This window comes from Polaribacter sp. 2305UL8-11 (assembly GCF_058147165.1).
The window spans coordinates 241,636-258,993 of sequence record NZ_JBYVJW010000001.1 but is presented as its reverse complement, the minus strand read 5'-3'; the positions used below and the strand labels follow the sequence as shown (position 1 = coordinate 258,993).

Annotated in this window: 19 protein-coding genes; 9 read left to right on the top strand and 10 right to left on the bottom strand. The window is 29.4% G+C overall.

Annotation, left to right across the window (positions count from 1 at the left end; genetic code table 11):
* Positions 1-7 precede the first annotated feature (7 nt).
* Entirely contained in the window at positions 8-1,687 is a 1,680-nt protein-coding gene (gene recJ / locus ACY2RW_RS01245; protein ID WP_490120867.1) for a single-stranded-DNA-specific exonuclease RecJ, read from the top strand.
* Positions 1,688-1,865: 178 nt separating this feature from the next.
* The gene (locus ACY2RW_RS01240; RefSeq protein ID WP_490120955.1) at positions 1,866-2,141 is read left to right on the top strand and encodes a GIY-YIG nuclease family protein; all 276 of its coding nucleotides are present in this window, start codon (positions 1,866-1,868) and stop codon (positions 2,139-2,141) included.
* 107 nt (positions 2,142-2,248) lie between these two features.
* Here the strand turns inward: ACY2RW_RS01240 and ACY2RW_RS01235 are convergent, their stop codons facing one another.
* The 8 genes from ACY2RW_RS01235 to ACY2RW_RS01200 form a co-directional block, all read right to left on the bottom strand.
* Complete coding sequence (locus ACY2RW_RS01235; protein WP_490120866.1) at positions 2,249-2,620, bottom strand: VOC family protein; 372 nt, start codon at positions 2,618-2,620, stop codon at positions 2,249-2,251.
* 188 nt (positions 2,621-2,808) lie between these two features.
* Entirely contained in the window at positions 2,809-5,211 is a 2,403-nt protein-coding gene (locus tag ACY2RW_RS01230) for a helix-turn-helix domain-containing protein (RefSeq protein ID WP_490120865.1), read from the bottom strand.
* Between the two features lie 53 nt (positions 5,212-5,264).
* Entirely contained in the window at positions 5,265-5,426 is a 162-nt protein-coding gene (locus tag ACY2RW_RS01225) for a type II toxin-antitoxin system RelE/ParE family toxin (protein ID WP_490120954.1), read from the bottom strand.
* A gap of 132 nt (positions 5,427-5,558) precedes the next feature.
* Positions 5,559-5,717 (bottom strand): hypothetical protein, encoded by a 159-nt coding sequence (locus tag ACY2RW_RS01220; protein ID WP_490120864.1) that lies wholly within the window; start codon positions 5,715-5,717, stop codon positions 5,559-5,561.
* A gap of 90 nt (positions 5,718-5,807) precedes the next feature.
* Entirely contained in the window at positions 5,808-6,176 is a 369-nt protein-coding gene (locus ACY2RW_RS01215; protein WP_490120863.1) for a DUF2200 domain-containing protein, read from the bottom strand.
* Positions 6,177-6,267: 91 nt separating this feature from the next.
* Positions 6,268-8,124 carry a glutamine--fructose-6-phosphate transaminase (isomerizing) gene (gene glmS, locus ACY2RW_RS01210; protein WP_490120862.1) on the bottom strand — a complete coding sequence of 619 codons (1,857 nt, stop codon included), beginning with the start codon at positions 8,122-8,124 and terminating at the stop codon, positions 6,268-6,270.
* An 18-nt stretch (positions 8,125-8,142) separates the two neighbouring features.
* Positions 8,143-9,735, bottom strand: a complete 1,593-nt coding sequence (locus tag ACY2RW_RS01205; protein ID WP_490120861.1) for a DUF4270 family protein — start codon at positions 9,733-9,735, stop codon at positions 8,143-8,145.
* A 10-nt stretch (positions 9,736-9,745) separates the two neighbouring features.
* Positions 9,746-10,555: a glycogen/starch synthase gene (locus ACY2RW_RS01200; RefSeq protein WP_490120860.1), complete on the bottom strand. Its 810-nt coding sequence runs from the start codon at positions 10,553-10,555 to the stop codon at positions 9,746-9,748.
* Positions 10,556-10,653: 98 nt separating this feature from the next.
* Between ACY2RW_RS01200 and panC the strand changes: the two genes are divergently transcribed.
* The 6 genes from panC to radA all read left to right on the top strand — a co-directional run bounded on the left by panC (position 10,654) and on the right by radA (position 14,890).
* Positions 10,654-11,496: a pantoate--beta-alanine ligase gene (gene panC, locus ACY2RW_RS01195; protein ID WP_490120859.1), complete on the top strand. Its 843-nt coding sequence runs from the start codon at positions 10,654-10,656 to the stop codon at positions 11,494-11,496.
* A 33-nt stretch (positions 11,497-11,529) separates the two neighbouring features.
* A complete protein-coding gene (gene panD, locus ACY2RW_RS01190; protein WP_490120858.1) occupies positions 11,530-11,880 on the top strand; it encodes an aspartate 1-decarboxylase in 351 nt (116 codons plus the stop codon).
* 2 nt (positions 11,881-11,882) lie between these two features.
* A complete protein-coding gene (locus ACY2RW_RS01185; protein WP_490120857.1) occupies positions 11,883-12,827 on the top strand; it encodes a lysylphosphatidylglycerol synthase transmembrane domain-containing protein in 945 nt (314 codons plus the stop codon).
* A 197-nt stretch (positions 12,828-13,024) separates the two neighbouring features.
* On the top strand, positions 13,025-13,261 hold the full coding sequence (locus tag ACY2RW_RS01180) for a hypothetical protein (protein WP_490120856.1): 237 nt from the start codon (positions 13,025-13,027) through the stop codon (positions 13,259-13,261).
* Entirely contained in the window at positions 13,251-13,391 is a 141-nt protein-coding gene (locus ACY2RW_RS01175; protein ID WP_490120855.1) for a hypothetical protein, read from the top strand. The genes ACY2RW_RS01180 and ACY2RW_RS01175 overlap by 11 nt, the downstream gene beginning before the upstream one ends.
* 137 nt (positions 13,392-13,528) lie before the next feature.
* On the top strand, positions 13,529-14,890 hold the full coding sequence (gene radA / locus ACY2RW_RS01170) for a DNA repair protein RadA (RefSeq protein WP_490120854.1): 1,362 nt from the start codon (positions 13,529-13,531) through the stop codon (positions 14,888-14,890).
* A gap of 251 nt (positions 14,891-15,141) precedes the next feature.
* Here the strand turns inward: radA and ACY2RW_RS01165 are convergent, their stop codons facing one another.
* Positions 15,142-15,888, bottom strand: a complete 747-nt coding sequence (locus ACY2RW_RS01165; RefSeq protein WP_490120853.1) for a uroporphyrinogen-III synthase — start codon at positions 15,886-15,888, stop codon at positions 15,142-15,144.
* 18 nt (positions 15,889-15,906) lie between these two features.
* On the bottom strand, positions 15,907-16,548 hold the full coding sequence (locus ACY2RW_RS01160; RefSeq protein ID WP_490120852.1) for a DUF4271 domain-containing protein: 642 nt from the start codon (positions 16,546-16,548) through the stop codon (positions 15,907-15,909).
* Positions 16,549-16,630: 82 nt separating this feature from the next.
* Here ACY2RW_RS01160 and ACY2RW_RS01155 point away from each other — a divergent pair, with 82 nt between their 5' ends.
* The gene (locus ACY2RW_RS01155) at positions 16,631-17,353 is read left to right on the top strand and encodes a polyprenol monophosphomannose synthase (RefSeq protein ID WP_490120851.1); all 723 of its coding nucleotides are present in this window, start codon (positions 16,631-16,633) and stop codon (positions 17,351-17,353) included.
* Positions 17,354-17,358 lie beyond the last annotated feature (5 nt).

Here is a 17,358-nt window from a genome sequence, read left to right as displayed (position 1 = left end):
AAAAGCTATGAGATGGACTCTAAAACCTACACCAGAAAAAGTACATAAATTAGCCAAAGAACTTCAAGTAGATAAAACTATTGCACAAATTCTTTGTCAGCGAAATATAGAAACTTTTGAAGCTGCTAAAAAATACTTTCGTCCAAGTTTAAATGATATTCATAATCCTTTTTTAATGAAGGATATGGATCTTGCAGTAGAGAGAATTGAAAAAGCAATTGCTAATAACGAAAATATTTTAATTTTTGGCGATTATGATGTAGATGGTACAACTGCTGTATCTCTAGTTTCTTCTTATTTAAAAACAATTCATCCTAATATTGCTACTTATATTCCTGATAGATATCAAGAAGGTTATGGTGTTTCTTATCTAGGAATCAATTTTGCCCAAGACAACGATTTTTCTCTGATTATTGCTTTAGATTGTGGTATAAAAGCCATTGAAAAAGTAATGTATGCCAAAGAAAAAAATATCGATTTTATCATTTGTGATCATCATAAACCTGGTGATAAAATTCCAGATGCAGTTGCTGTTTTAAACCCTAAAAGAACCGATTGTAATTATCCTTTTGATGAACTTTGTGGTTGTGGAGTTGGATTTAAATTGATACAGGCTTTAGGAGTTTCCAGAAACCAAAACATAGAACATTTTATGCCTTATTTAGATTTAGTGGCCACTGCAATTGCTGCAGATATTGTTCCTATGAATGGCGAAAATAGAACTTTAGCTTATTTTGGTTTGCAAGTGATTAATGAAAAACCAAGAAACGGAATCAAAGCCATTATTCATCAAATAAAAAAAAAGGAACTTACCATTACTGATGTAGTTTTTATAATTTCACCTAGAATAAATGCTGCTGGACGAATGAAGCATGGAAATTACGCTGTAGAACTCTTAACAGAAATGGATTTTGAATCAGCAATAGATTTTGCAGCTGCTATCGAAATTTTTAATGCTGACAGAAAAGATTTAGACAAAAAAATAACCAACGAAGCTTTAATTCAAATTATTGATAATAAAGAAGAAGAACGTTTTACTTCTGTTGTTTTTCAAGAAAATTGGCATAAAGGAGTAATTGGTATTGTGGCTTCTAGATTGATAGAAAAATACTACAGGCCTACTTTAGTATTTACAAAAAGTGGTGATAAATTAGCTGCTTCTGCACGTTCTGTAAAAGGTTTTGATGTGTATAATGCGTTGTTAGCATGTGAGGAATTTATAGAGCAATTTGGTGGACATAAATATGCTGCTGGGCTAACATTGTTACCAGAAAATTACGAGAATTTTAAAAATAAGTTTGAAGAAGTGGTTGCTAAAACCATTGATAAAGAATTATTAACGCCAGAAATTTCGATTGATGCTGAGATTGATTTATCAGAAATTACACCTAAGTTTTTTAGAATCATTCAGCAAATGGCACCTTTTGGACCACAGAATATGAGGCCAGTTTTTAAAACTTCTTGTGTAAGAGATAATGGTTATGGGAAAAAAGTTGGAGCAGATAAAACGCATTTAAAACTTAGTGTTTTTCAAGGAGATAATAAAAAAACTTACAATGCCATTGGTTTTAATTTGGGTGATAAAATGGAATTTGTGCAAGATGAATTTGATATTGCCTATACTTTAGATGAAAACGAATGGAATGGTTATAAGTCTGTACAGTTGGTTTTAAAGGATTTGAAGTAATAGAGTTTTTATATAAAATTTCTAATTGAATATTATTCCTAACAAAGAATGAGGAGGAATCTATTTTATAGATTTCTCAATCGCTTAAAAAGCTCATTTCGAAATGACATTCTAGCTTTTGATATTCCTTTGTGGAAATTAATTACTTTTAAAAATGTTTAAAAATTATTTTGTATAGATAATTACTAATGAAAAGAAAACGGTCTTATATATTGGAGTAACCAACAACATCCAGAAAAGATTATCTCAACATTATTTTGATAGCCAGAATGCTAAAAAATCGTTTGCTGGAAAATATAATTGCTATCACCTATTGTATCATCAGAGTTTTGAAGACATCAATCAAGCAATTTTAAGAGAAAAAGAGTTAAAAGGTTGGAGAAGAGAAAAGAAAAACAAACTCATATCAGATTTTAATCCAAATTGGGACTTCTTAAATAATGATGTTTTATAAACGATTGTCATTCCGAAAAGAGTGAAGAATGAACGATGAGGAATCTAAATAAAACGAGAGATTTCTCAATCACTTAAAAAAGCTCATTTCGAAATGACAAATAGAACTTAAACATGCTGATCCAATAAAATCGTATTTCCATCTGGATCAAAAAACACAACACTTGCTGGCCCAGAAGTAGCTTCATCTGCTTCTCTTTCTAATTTCAGGTGATTTGCTTTTAAATGTTTTTGTATATCTCTCACATCATCAAATTCTTCTAATTTATTGGCAGATTCATCCCAGCCAGGATTAAAAGTAAGAATATTATTTTCAAACATTCCTTGAAATAAACCCACTAGCGCATTTCCGTTTTTTAGAATCAAATAATTCTTTTCTATTTGACCCGCAAAAACAGAAAAGCCCAAGGTTTCATAAAATGCTTTTGATTTATGAATGTCTTTTACAGCTAAACTAATGGACATGGCACCTAATTTCATATTCTTTGGTTTTGATTGATGTTTTAAAGTTATGAAATTATTTTATTTTCTAATAATATTTTTAAAAAATAAAAAAACCCACTCCTAAAATTAGAAGTGGGAAAATTGCTATGAAAAAGAAATGATAAGAAGTCTCTTATCATTTTTTATTAGACGTTTGTTTTTATAAATCTTACAAAAAATATAATTTAATTTTCCATAGAAAGCAAAACCATTCTTAACTCCATAAAAGTAAAACTTTTATCTACTTTTTCTTTGAGTTCTGTAAGGTTTTTAAACTCTGTTTCTTCTATAGCTTTAATGATTTTTTTGTATTTTTTAATATCAATCAATTCCAAAATATCTACATCTCCAGAAGGAATATAACTTGCTAAATGACTCTCAATTGTGCCAGAGGTTAAACTGCGTTCTTTAGCAATTTCTTTGATAGATAATCCCGATTTAAACAACTCGAATGTAATTTGTTTAGTTGGTTTTTTGTCTTCTTTTTTTTGCTCATTAAATTTATTAATCCCATTTTCTGTGCAATAGGTATTAATTACTTCGAGAATTTCATCACCATATTTAGAAACTCTTGTTTTTCCCATTCCTTTTACTTTTAACAGTTCTTGTGGGGTTCTTGGTAAGGCATCGCACATTGCATATAAAGTTTCTTGGGTAAAAATTTGAAAAGCAGGTATATTTTCTGCAATTCGAATTTCGTCTCGTAATTCTCTTAATTTTAAAGCCAATAAAGGATCTTTTCTAGTAGATAATTTTTTCTTCTTTTTAGATGCTGTTTTTTGTAAAACTGCATTTGCTCTTACTTTTAAATATTCTTGAACCTTAAAACCTTCTGTCATTTTTTTAAGCGCATATACTTTTTCTGACAATTTTTCTTGAAGATTATCAAACTGTTTAGAAAAGTCTTTTTTCACAGTTTTATTATCTGTAGAAAACTCAATTTTAGACAAAGGTTGCACAATTTTATTGATGGTTTCTGATAAAAAATAATCTACTCCTTTTGTAAAACGTTCTTGAATTTGTGAGCTATTTTCTGGCAAAACCATGTCTTGTGATAATGTATTTAACTGATTTTTAAATCCGTTTGAAACCTTCATCAAATTAACAACACCATCATTTTTTATGGTTTGTAAATACTCTATGACATCCCCTTTTATACTTGTTTGGTTTTTATAAAAAATGTCAATTAAACGAGTTGTTGGATATAAAAACGACTGATAATCAAACAATTCTGAAATTAAATTGAGTTGAAACTCTTTTTCAGATTCGTTTAAAACACGTTCATCTGGGTGATTTTCTTCTACACTTTCATTAAAAATACTAACTGTTTTATCGTTAATAATTGCACTGCTTGTAATTGGTGTTTTTAAAACCAAACCTTCTAAAGAAGTGCATCTACTCAAAGCTACATAGGTTTGTCCATGAGCAAAAGAGGCTTCTGCATCAATTATGGCTTTTTCAAAAGTTAAACCTTGACTTTTATGAATGGTAATTGCCCAAGCCAAACGCAAAGGAATTTGAGAAAAAGAGCCTACCAAATCTTCTTTAATTTCTTTTGTTTCCTCGTTAATTGAATAATTAATATTGTTCCATTCTTCTCTTTCTGTAACAATCTCATCAATTTCATGGGCACATTGTACAGTTACATTTTCTCTTGAAATGTCTGTAACAATTCCTATTTTGCCGTTAAAATATCTTTTTTCTGGAGAAGAATCATTTTTAATAAACATAACCTGAGCACCTACTTTTAATTCTAACTTTTCGTCATTTGGGAATGAGTTTTCATTGAATTTACCAGAAACTTCAGCTTCAAAAAAATAGCTTTTATTTTTGATTTTATTCAGTTCTGAATTGTTGATTAAATTGGCTCTCTTGTTATGTGTTGTTAAGGTGATATAGCCTTCTTCTTTACTTGGAGAAAATGTTGGATTGTAACGTTCGTTTAAAATTTTTGCAGATGCTTCTGATAAATTATCATTCCGTATTTCATTTAAAATGGTGATAAAATCTTCGTTTTTCTGACGATAAATATGTTTCAATTCTATAGAAACCATATTTGCTTCTTGAAACGCTTTAGAACTAAAAAAGTACATGGTTTCATAATAACTTCTAAGCAAACTCCATTCGTTAGGTTTTACAACTGGCGCTAATTGTTGTAAATCTCCAATCATTAAAACTTGTGTACCACCAAACACTTTATTTCTATTTTTATAACGTCTCATTACTTGGTCTATACCATCTAACAAATCTGCTCTAACCATAGAAATTTCATCAATAATTACTAAATCTAAAGATTTGATGATGTCTATTTTTGTCTTAGAAAATTTACGCTGTTGATTGGTATTTGCTATCTGATTAGGTAAAATAGGACCAAAAGGCATTTGAAAAAATGAATGAATGGTAACTCCTTTTGCATTAATGGCAGCAACACCAGTTGGAGCTACAATAACCATTCTTTTTAAAGATTTGTTTTTAATTTGATGTAAAAAAGTAGTTTTTCCTGTACCCGCTTTTCCAGTAATAAACAGATTTCTATCTGTTTTATTAATAAAATTAAAGGCAAGTTCTAGTTCAGGGTTATTGAGCATTTTAGCTTTTTTTGATGCAAGGTAAATAATTAAGTAATTTCAAAAACAAAAAACTATCTATTTTTCCAAATATTAGGATTTCTCTTTGTGTGTAATATTGCTAATATCTCGATAATATTATTGTTTTTAATTCTATAATGGATACCAAAAGGAAAATTTTTAATATATCTTACACGAGTATCTCTGTATTTTAATTGAAAAGATTTGGGTTTTATTTTTAGAAATTCTTAAAAAATGCAAGTTATCTAAAAATCTATCAGTTATAAGTTTTGATGTTTTAGTGTCATAATAATCAACTATTTCTTAAATATCATTATGAGCTAAAGCTCTTATTTGAAGTTGAAACATTACTTTCTTTTAATACTAGATTTTAAATCTTTTAAAGAAATATAATTTTCAGGATTTTCATTTGCTTCTAAAATACGTTTATCTAAAATTTCTTTGTGAGCATCATTCAAATTAGATTTTTGAAGTTTTTCAACAATGTACAACTGAAAATCTTCCAAGTTTTGAAATGACTTTTAGAAATATTAATAGGTTCATCAAAAGAAATTGTATTCATAACTTTTTGTTTTCTATCAAATATAAGAAATTTATTAAGTACGTAAAATCTTTTCCATTTTTCTACCTTTTGCTAATTCATCAATGAGTTTTTCCATTTGCCTGCATTGTTTATACACTACAAATTCATCAGCTATTTCTTCAATTCTGTATCCGCAAACAACTCCTTTAATCATGTGTGCATTTGGGTTTATATTTGCTTGCTCAAAAAAGGTTCTAAACGTTACTTTTTCTTTGATAAGAGTTTTTAATTTATCTTCATCAAAACCTGTAAACCATTCTAATACTTGATGATACTCTTCTTTTGTTCTACCATTTTTTTCCAATCTATTCCAATAAAGAGGGTAAATAGATGCAAAAATCATATTAGCGACTTTTTCATTTTTTTCGGCAGTAACTTTCATTTTATAGGTGTTTGTGTAGCAATTTACAAAATTCTTTTAAATAAAAAATCCCAAGCAAAAACTTGGGATTTTAATATTTCTTTTTTTCTAATTACTCTACTGTAACAGACTTTGCCAAATTTCTTGGTTGGTCTACATTCTTATCTAACATAACTGCAATATGATAAGATAATAGTTGAAAAGGGATTGTTGTTAAAAGAGGTGTTAAAGCTTCTTCTGTTTCTGGTATTTCAATTACATGATCTGCAATCTCTTTAACCTGAATATCTCCTTCTGTAACTATTGCTATAATTTTTCCTGCTCTAGATTTAATTTCTTGAATGTTACTAACCACTTTCTCATAATGTCCTTTATTTGTTGCAATTACAAAAATTGGCATGTTTTCATCAATCAAAGCAATAGGACCATGCTTCATTTCTGCTGCAGGATATCCTTCTGCATGGATATAAGAAATTTCTTTTAATTTTAAAGCTCCTTCTAAAGCTACAGGAAAATTAAAACCTCTACCTAAATATAGACAGTTTTTTGCATCTTTGTAAACAGCTGCAATTTCTTTAACTTTCTCATCTATTTTTAAAAGATCTTCTACTTTACTAGGTATTGATTGCATTTTCTGCAAGTACATTCTTAATGCAGACTTAGATAATGTTCCTTTTTTAGAAGCTAATTTTAAAGCAATTAAAGTTAAAACAGTTATTTGTGTTGTAAATGCTTTTGTAGATGCTACACCTATTTCTGGTCCTGCATGTGTATAAGCACCTGCATCTGTTTCTCTAGCTATAGATGAACCAACAACATTACAAATACCAAAAACAAAAGCCCCTTTAGATTTTGCTAATTTAATTGCTGCTAATGTATCTGCAGTTTCTCCAGATTGAGAAATTGCAATTACTATATCTTTTGGAGTAATAATTGGGTTTCTATACCTAAACTCTGATGCGTATTCTACTTCTACTGGTATTCGAACCATGTCTTCTATTAAATACTCTCCTACCAAACCTGCATGCCAAGAAGTACCACAGGCTACAATTATAATTCTTTCTGCATTCATGAACTTGTTCATGTGTTCATCTATACCAGACATTTTTATAATACCTTCATCTGCCAACATTCTACCTCTGTAAGTATCTATAATTGCCTTTGGTTGCTCGTGAATTTCTTTTAGCATAAAATGCTCATAACCTCCTTTTTCAATTTGGTCTAAGCTCATTTGTAGCTCTTGAATATTTGCATCTACTAATGCATCATCATTAATTCTTCTAACTTTTATACCTTTTCCTAATTTAATAATTGCCATTTCTTCATCTTCCAAATAAATAGCATCCTTTGTGTACTCGATAAATGGAGAGGCATCTGAGGCAATAAAAAACTCAGCATTATCTTTACCAACACCAATAGCAATAGGACTTCCTAAACGAGCTACTACAATTTCGTTTGGTTTTGTTTTATCAAATACTGATATTGCATAAGCACCAATCACATTATTTAACGCTAATTGTACAGCTTGTCCTAATTTACAGCCTTCTTGTTTTTTTACTTCTTCTATTAAATTTACTAATACCTCTGTATCTGTATCACTTTTAAAATCATAACCTCTAGAAATTAATTCTTTCTTTAACGTGTCATAATTTTCTATAATTCCATTGTGTACAATTACTAAGTTTCCAGATTTTGAAAAATGTGGATGAGAGTTGGTATCATTAGGAACTCCATGTGTAGCCCAACGTGTATGACCCATTCCAATAGTTCCATTTTTTCTTTCTTCTTCTTTATTTGTAATAACTTCTAAATCTGAAACTTTTCCTTTGGTTTTAGATAATTGTATTTCCTTACCATCATACATCATTATTCCTGCACTATCATAACCCCTATATTCTAATCTTTTAAGACCATTTATAACGATTGGGTAAGCGTCTCTATACCCTATGTAACCTGTAATACCACACATAACAAAAATTTTAGTTGATTATTTTTTTTCTGTATAAGAAATTTTTAGTTGAGCTTTTCGTGTTCCTTTAATTGTTCCATTAGAAGGAAATTGATTAAATATTGTTACTGCTCTTGGATTCCAATTATAAGTTTTAACAATAGTATCTAAAACATTATTAACAACTGGATTGTCTGTTTCATTATAAGCTTTTAAAACTAAATCACTGTTCTCTAGTGATTTTGGCCCTAAAACATCAGAGATATAATCTGTAATTTTAAAACTATAAAGATTATTCTTAATTCCGTCTTTTTGTAACGCCCCAGAAAAAACAGAAAACCCTTCTGAATGTGCGTCTTTAATCTGAATAGATTTTCCTTGTGCTTCTTTATACAAAAATAGTCTTTTTGGTATTGCAGTTGTATCTCTTGTTTGATCTATATAAAAGGTAACAGTAGCATCGTTAATAAGCCAATTTTTCTTTTTTAAGTCTTGAAGTTGAGATCCTTGTAATATTTTAACAGTTGCCATTTTACCAGCAGTTCCTTGTATAACAACTTGGTTACTGTTTACGCCAACAGATTCTGGTGTCATTTTGTAAGTTCTGTTTTGTATACCAGACAAGTTTACAGAAACCGTTTTTCTTAAAGTATCTGTAACTTTATTAGTAGCAATATCTTCTACAGTACCTGTGTAATTAATTTCTAAAGTAGGATTTAAAAAAGCTTGTTGTGGGTTTGAAAAACGAAAAGGAACTAACGCGTTTTCGTTACCTGTAGCTTCTATAATAAGACCTCTAAAATAATTGTTTAGTGCTTCTTGAGAAGTAAGTTCTGTATCATTTAATTTATCAAAAAAGAGCGACTGCAACTTTGCTTTGTCTAAAGGAATTACCAAAAAAGGATTTGCATTTGTTAATTTTAAAGTGTCTTTATAAGAAGAACCATCTTTTAAAAATCGATCATAAATATAAAGCGTGTCATTAGGATTAGGAATAAATTTAAAATTTGCATCTGCATTTAGTAAATCTCCTTTTTCATAAACGAAATCTGTATTATAAACGTTTGGTTTAGATGGATCTGCTAAGTTTAAAGAACTTAAAAATGTATTATTTTGATACACTTTTAAATCTACACCAGAAGTGCTTGATCCTAATACGTTGTCTAAAGTATAAGTTGGTACAGCAAATGTGCTGTCCTTACCATTAATTTTTATGGTAACTTTTTTATTCTTTCCTTTAGTGGCTAAGTAAGGAAATTTTAAAAAAGCATTATCAAAAGTGTTGGTTACTTTTGTAACATTAGCTTTTTCTCCATCTGTTAAAGTTACACTTTTAAAAGCGGCTAACTGACTTACAAGAGAAGCTTCTATTTTTTCGTATTGTTTTTTATCGTTTTGATAAACACCTAACCAATACTCTCCAATAGAACCTGTTGCAATATTATCGCCTCTAATTGCATCTATATCTCTTTGGGTTACTAAAACCTCTAAAATAATTTCCTTGGTATCAAACTTTGTGTTACTTACTATACTAGAACCAATATCTGTAAAGTCTTTTTCGCATGATATAACTCCTACTAATGTTAAGATTAAACAACCTATAACTATACTTCTTCTAAAAAAATTTCTCACTATATAACAATTATTTAGCCTCTAACAATTGGGCATAAAAATTTAAATAACTTTCCTTTAAGTTCTCTTCTTGATGTTCTAATACTGGCAACTCTTTTTCAATAATAAAAGCCTCTAACTCTTCAGAAATTGTTTCACTTCCGTGAATAATTGCATCAGAATTTTCGATGGCACTTTTTAATATGTTTGTATAGTTTGGTGTTTTAATTGTTGTTAATTTATCATCATTTCCTAAATCAAATTTTACTTTATCTACCAATTCAGAATTTAAATCACCTTCAAAACCACTGTTATAAAGAGAGGTAACTATTTTACTTTCCGTAAATAAAGGCTCTTCTTTATAAAATTCTTTAATATATAAAGGTAGTAAAGAGGCCATCCATCCATGAACATGAATTATATCTGGAGCCCAATTTAATTTTTTTACAGTTTCTACAACTCCTTTTGCAAAGAAAATGGCACGTTCGTCATTATCTTCAAATAAATTATCGTCTTCATCTGTAAAAACGGCTTTCCTTTTAAAATATTCTTCATTATCAATAAAATAAACCTGCATTCTTTCTTTTGGAATAGAGGCCACTTTTATAATTAATGGCATGTCCATATCGTTTACAACTAAGTTCATTCCAGATAAACGGATTACTTCATGTAATTGATGTCTACGTTCATTAATTACACCAAACCTTGGCATGAAAATTCTTGTTTGTACCCCTTTAGAATGTGCGTTTTTTGCAGCATTAAAGGCGGTTGATGATAATTCTGTTTCAGGTAAGTAAGGTACTACTTCCGATGAAACAAATAATATTCTCTTGTCCTTCATTAAATCAAACTCTTTTTATGAGAAGCGCAAAAATACAAATTATTATGCTAATATCGTGTTAAAATGGTAAGTTTGCAGACTTTACTTAATCTTTAAGGATGAAAATTTTTACAACTAAACAAGAATTAAAATCATATTTAGCCTCCCAAAAAGAGCTACATAAAACCATAGGTTTTGTCCCAACAATGGGTGCTTTGCATCAAGGGCATTTATCTCTTATTAAAAAGGCAAAGAAAAAAAATGATGTTGTCGTGGTTAGTATTTTTGTAAACCCAACTCAGTTTGATAAAAAAGAAGATTTAGTGAATTACCCTAAAACAATTGATAATGATACAAAACTGCTAAAAAGTGTTGCTTGTGACGTTTTGTTTTTACCATCAGTTGAAGAAATTTATGCTGATAATATTTCCTCAAAAAATTTCGATTTTGATGGTTTAGAACATCAAATGGAAGGGAAATTTAGACAGGGTCATTTTGATGGTGTGGGTACAATTGTAAAAACGCTTTTTGAAATTGTAGCACCAAACAAAGCATATTTTGGTCAAAAAGACTTTCAACAATTACAAATCATTAAAAAAATGGTGAGAAAGCATCGTTTGAATGTTAAAATAAAAGGCTGTCCCATTTTTAGAGAAAAAGATGGTTTGGCTATGAGCTCTAGAAATGCAAGATTAACAGCTAACCATAGAATAGCTGCACCTTTTATTTATAAAACATTAAAAAAAGTACGTAAAAAATTTGGCACAGAAAATGTAGATGTAGTAACAGAATGGGTAGAAAATCAATTTAAAAAACATCCTTTGTTAAAATTAGAATATTTTACAATTGCAGATGAAAAATCATTAGAAACCATAAAAGACAAAGAACCTAACAAAAAATATCGTGCTTTTATTGCAGTTTTTGCAGGGAATATTAGATTGATTGATAACATTCGTTTATAAAATAATTAACCAAAAAAAACCTATTTTTGCAGCATGTTAGTACAAGTAGTAAAATCTAAAATCCATCGTGTAAAAGTTACAGGTGCAGATTTAAATTATATAGGAAGCATTACCATTGATGAAGATTTAATGGATGCTGCCAACATTATAGAAGGCGAACGCGTTCAAATTGTAAATAATAATAATGGAGAGCGTTTAGAAACCTATGCCATTCCTGGACCACGTAAAAGTGGTGAAATTACTTTAAACGGAGCTGCTGCAAGAAGAGTTGCTGTTGGCGATGTTTTAATATTAATTGTTTACGGTTTTATGGACTTTGAAGAAGCTAAAAACTTTAAACCATCATTAGTCTTTCCTAACGAAAAAGACAATACACTTACTTAATTTTGAATATTAAAAAAACTTTAAAAATTATATTACCTCTCGTTTTGGGAGGTTTTTTAGTTTGGTATTCTATCTCTAAAATATCTGTTGCTATTTTAATCGAATATTTTAAAGAAGCAAATTACGGATGGATTTTTCTAGGACTTTTTTTTGGAATTCTAAGCCATTTATCAAGAGCCTATAGATGGAAGTTTATGTTAGAACCTTTAGGCTTTAAACCTAAATTTACAAATAGTGTTTTAGCAGTTTTAGTGGGGTATTTGGTAAACTTAGCTTTGCCAAGAGCAGGAGAAGTTTCTAGAGCATTAGTACTAACTAATTATGAAAATGTACCTTTTGAAAAAGGATTTGGAACTATTGTAGCAGAACGTATTGCAGATTTAATAATGATGTTAACCATCGTTTTAATTACACTTTTTGTTCAGTTTGATTTTATTTACGAGCTTTTAACCAAAAATTTCGACCCAACTAAAATAATTATAGGTTTAGTAGCCTTAATTATTGGCTTTTTTATTTTTACCTCTTTTGTTAAAAAAGCAACATCAGGTTTTTTATTAAAAATTAAAACCTTTGTTTCTGGTTTAATTGAAGGCGTAACCAGTATTTTTAAAATGAAAAATAAATGGGCTTTTATTTTTCATACTATTTTTATTTGGGTAATGTACGTGGCTATGTTCTGGGCTACAATTCCAGCAATTAGTGGTTTACAAGTTCCTTTTGGCGGAATTTTAATTGGATTTATAGCTGGCGGATTTGCAATTGCTGCCACAAATGGTGGTATTGGTTTGTATCCTGTTGCTGTTGCTGGTGCTTTAGCTTTATTTGGGGTTGCAGAAGAACCTGCTACTGCTTTTGGTTGGATTATGTGGACAGCACAAACAGCAATGATTGTCGTTTTTGGTGGTTTGGCTTTTTTGTTATTGCCTATCTATAATAAGAACAGATAACTTCGAGTAATTTTTTAAAAAAAATTGCATCAAGAAGTTGGGCGTTCCCTAAAGGTCGCGCTTTTCACTATATCTTTTTGCAAAAAAGCAAAAAGGATGTCGTTTCAATCGCTAACGCAATTACTTGCCAACTTTTGGCAAACCTTTAATTTTATGACTCTTAAAAAATCTGTATTTTTGATACAAATCATACATTTATGACTCTAGAAGAAAAAAGAAAAGCATTAGCAAAATGGATTTTAGAAACAGATGAAAATGTTCTAAATGAAGTAGAAGCTGTTTATAATATCTCTGCAAGTAATCTTTCTAACGAGCATAAAAAAATATTAGACAAAAGATTAGACAAAAGATTAGATAATCATATCAAAAATCCTAACGATGGCAAAAATTGGAATGAACTAAAAGCAGATTTATCAAAAAAGTATGCCATTTAAACTTATTATTAAACCCGAAGCTGAAAAAGAACTTATAGAGGCTTTAGATTGGTATGATTCAAAAAAAGATATAAAGCTTTTAGAATTTTATTTACCAAAAGGTTTCAATATGGAATACATTATACCATAGAAAATAATATAATTTTCGTTCACGCAATTCTACATACGAGACAGGAAATACCAAAATAAAAGTTATTTTTACTTTGTCCTTTACAACTTGAAAAACTTTGTAACTTTACTACTTTCAAACTTCGTAACTAATTTCAAATGGCAAAAACCAAAACAACCTTTTTCTGTCAAAACTGTGGCACACAACATGCAAAGTGGGTAGGACAATGTGTTGCTTGTAAAGAGTGGAATACTATTGTAGAAGAAGTAATCCAAAAAGAAGAAAAAAGAGTTTGGAAACAAAGCACAACAGCAAAACAAACTGTAAATAAACCTTTAAAAATTGCTGATATTCAGCTAAATCCAGAAGAAAGAGTTATTACCAATAACAACGAATTAGACACTGTTTTAGGTGGTGGTCTAGTAAAAGGTTCTGTAACATTGTTGGGTGGTGAACCTGGTATTGGAAAATCAACTTTATTATTACAAGTTGCTTTAAATATCAACCAGAAAGTGTTGTATGTATCTGGTGAGGAAAGTCAATCTCAAATAAAAATGAGAGCAGAACGTTTGGACGTAGAAAACTCTAATTGCTTAATTTTAACGGAAACCAATACACAACAAATCTTCAAAAATATCGAAGAAACTGAACCAGAAGTCTTGGTAATCGATTCTATACAAACTTTACACACAAACAATATAGAGGCTTCTCCAGGAAGCATTTCTCAAATAAGAGAAACCAGTGCAGAGTTGATAAAATTTGCCAAAGAAACTGCAACTCCTGTTTTGTTGATAGGTCATATTAACAAAGAAGGAAACATTGCTGGCCCTAAAATTTTAGAGCACATGGTAGATGTTGTTTTGCAATTTGAAGGAGATAGAAATCACACATACAGAATTTTACGAAGTCAGAAAAACAGATTTGGTTCTACTTCAGAATTGGGTATTTATGAAATGTTATCAAATGGTTTGCGAGAAATATCCAATCCTTCAGAAATTTTAATTTCTAAAAAAGATGCAGATTTAAGTGGAACTGCAATTGCATCAACCTTAGAAGGTATTCGTCCTTTAATGATAGAAATACAGGCACTCGTTTCTACAGCCGTTTACGGAACTCCACAACGTTCTACAACAGGTTACAATTTAAAAAGATTGAATATGTTATTGGCGGTTTTAGAAAAAAGAGCTGGGTTTAAGTTGGGCGCAAAAGATGTTTTTTTAAATATTACTGGAGGCATCAATGTAGATGATCCAGCCATAGATTTGGCAGTAGTTACAGCCATTTTATCTTCCAATCAAGATATTGCTATCAACCCAAATGTGTGTTTTGCTGCAGAAGTGGGTTTGGCAGGAGAAATTAGACCCGTTTCTAAAATTGATCAACGAATTTTAGAAGCAGAAAAATTGGGTTACAAAACTTTTGTGGCTTCTAAATACAATAAGATTTCTTCTAAAAATCATTCTATAAAATTGGTTTTAGTAGGTAAAATAGAAGAGGCTTTTGCTACTTTGTTTGCTTAAAATTATTTGCCACGAATTCACGAATATTAATATATTTATTGTTATTCTTGTGAAAATAAGAATCTATAATTGTATTATAAAAAATTATAGTTTTTTTAAAATGAGAATGTTTTATCTGACTATCTTTTTTATTTTTTTCTAAAGCTTTGTTTGGATTCCTGTTTTCACAGGAATGACAAAAAAACTGCTACAAAACAAAAAAACCAAGCATTTCTGCTCGGTTTTTATCAATTATATGGTTTACAAGATTTCTACTTCTTGTTGGCTATTTTAATATATTTATCTAAAGCCATTGTCATAGAAGGTGTTTCTGGAGTTGGTGCAGTAATATCGCATTTTAATCCAGCCTCTGTTGCAGCTTTTACAGTAGAATTACCAAAAACAGCTATTCTAGTGTTATTTTGTTTAAAATTAGGAAAATTCTTTAATAAAGATTCTATTCCAGATGGGCTAAAGAAAACCAATACATCATAAAACACATTTTCTAAATCAGACAAATCGCTAACTACTGTTCTATATAAATCTGCTCTTTTCCAGTTTACACCCAACTTATCTAATTCAGCTGGAATTAATGGTTTTAATTTATCTGAAGATGGTAATAAAAATTTTTCTGTTTTATGTTTCTTAATTAATTTAGTTAATTCTGGAAAAGTTCTATTACCCACATAAATTTTACGTTTTCTGTATACTACGTATTTTTGTAAGTAGTAAGCCACAGCTTCAGACTGACAGAAATACTTCATATCATCTGGCACTTTAAAACGCATTTCTTCTGCAATTCTAAAAAAGTGATCTACAGCGTTTCTACTCGTTAAAATAATTGCTGTAAAATTTTTTAAATCAATTTTCTGACCTCTAACTTCTTTTACAGAAATTCCTTCTACATGTATAAAGGGTCTAAAATCAATTTTTACCTTTTGCTTGTCAGATAAATCAAAATAAGGTGATGTCTCTGCCTTAGGTTCTGGCTGCGATACTAAAATCGTTTTCACTTTCATACGCTTATGTTTATTTATTTAAAACATCAATTTAAACAAGATTAATAGCGGTGCTATTTCAAGGGCGCAAAAATACAAAATAAAATAAAACAACTTACTAAAAATCAGCTTTTTGTTATTAAATATATGTATTAAGTATCTTATTGCGAATAACGCAATAGAAAAATAAACTAAAAATAACGGTTTTATCTTGGTATATTCTGCAATTACAAGTCCAAAATACAAGAAAAAACAAATTGCATATAAATAACTAAATTTAGATACTGTGTAAAAACGAATAGGTTTTTTTATTAAAAACAATAACGTTAATACATATTCTAGTAACCATTTTACAAGAAAAAATGTAATTACAGAAGCAAAAACTATAGAAAATGTATAAAAACCTTCATTAAAATTTTTACCATATAAAGAAAGAAAATTATAAAACAATAGAGACAAAACTACAGCCGAAAACAACGAAATTATAACCTGAAAAACACTAGAATAACTTGTATTTTCTGACACTTCATCTTCTATAAAACTTTTAGAAAATAAAGAAAAAGCATACCCTTTTAATTTTTTTGCATCTAAGGCTTTTAAAAAAAACACAGCAATTATTAAGCAAACCATAACAATGGTAATCCAATAGTTATTGTTGTAAACTCTTTCTAATGCTTGCACCTTTTATAATTTGAAAAATATTAACGCAAAATTAGTAATTTATTAGTGTATATTTGTGTCCTTACCACATAGAAATTTCTTTATGTCTGATACTTTAGTAATTATTCCAACTTATAACGAAAAAGAAAACATAGAAGCTATTATTAGGGCTGTTTTCAATCAAAAAAAAGAATTCAATATTTTAGTTGTTGATGATAACTCTCCTGATGGAACTGCAGAAATCGTAGAAAAATTAATACTTGAGTTTACAAACAAACTTTTTATTGAAAAAAGAGCTGGAAAAAATGGTTTAGGTACTGCATATATTCATGGCTTTAAATGGGCTTTAGCTAGGGAATATGAATATATTATAGAAATGGATGCAGATTTTTCTCACAACCCAGAAGATTTAATAAGGCTATACAATGCATGTGCAAAAAATGAAGGAGATGTTTCTGTAGGTTCTAGATATGTAAACAACCAAGTAAATGTTGTAAATTGGGATATTAAGCGATTATTGCTTTCTTATTTTGCCTCTAAATACGTACGTTTTGTAACTAGAATCCCTGTTTTTGATACTACTGCTGGTTTTGTGTGCTGGAAACGTAAAGTTTTAGAAACTATAAATTTAGATAAAATAAAATTTGTGGGATATGCTTTTCAAATTGAAATGAAATTTAAAACGTGGAAACATAAATTTAAAATTAAAGAAGTCTCTGTTGTTTTTACTGATAGAGATTTGGGCGCATCTAAAATGAGTGGAAACATTGTTTCTGAAGCGCTATTTGGAGTGATAAAAATGAGATTAAAAGGATTGCCAAAATAAAATAA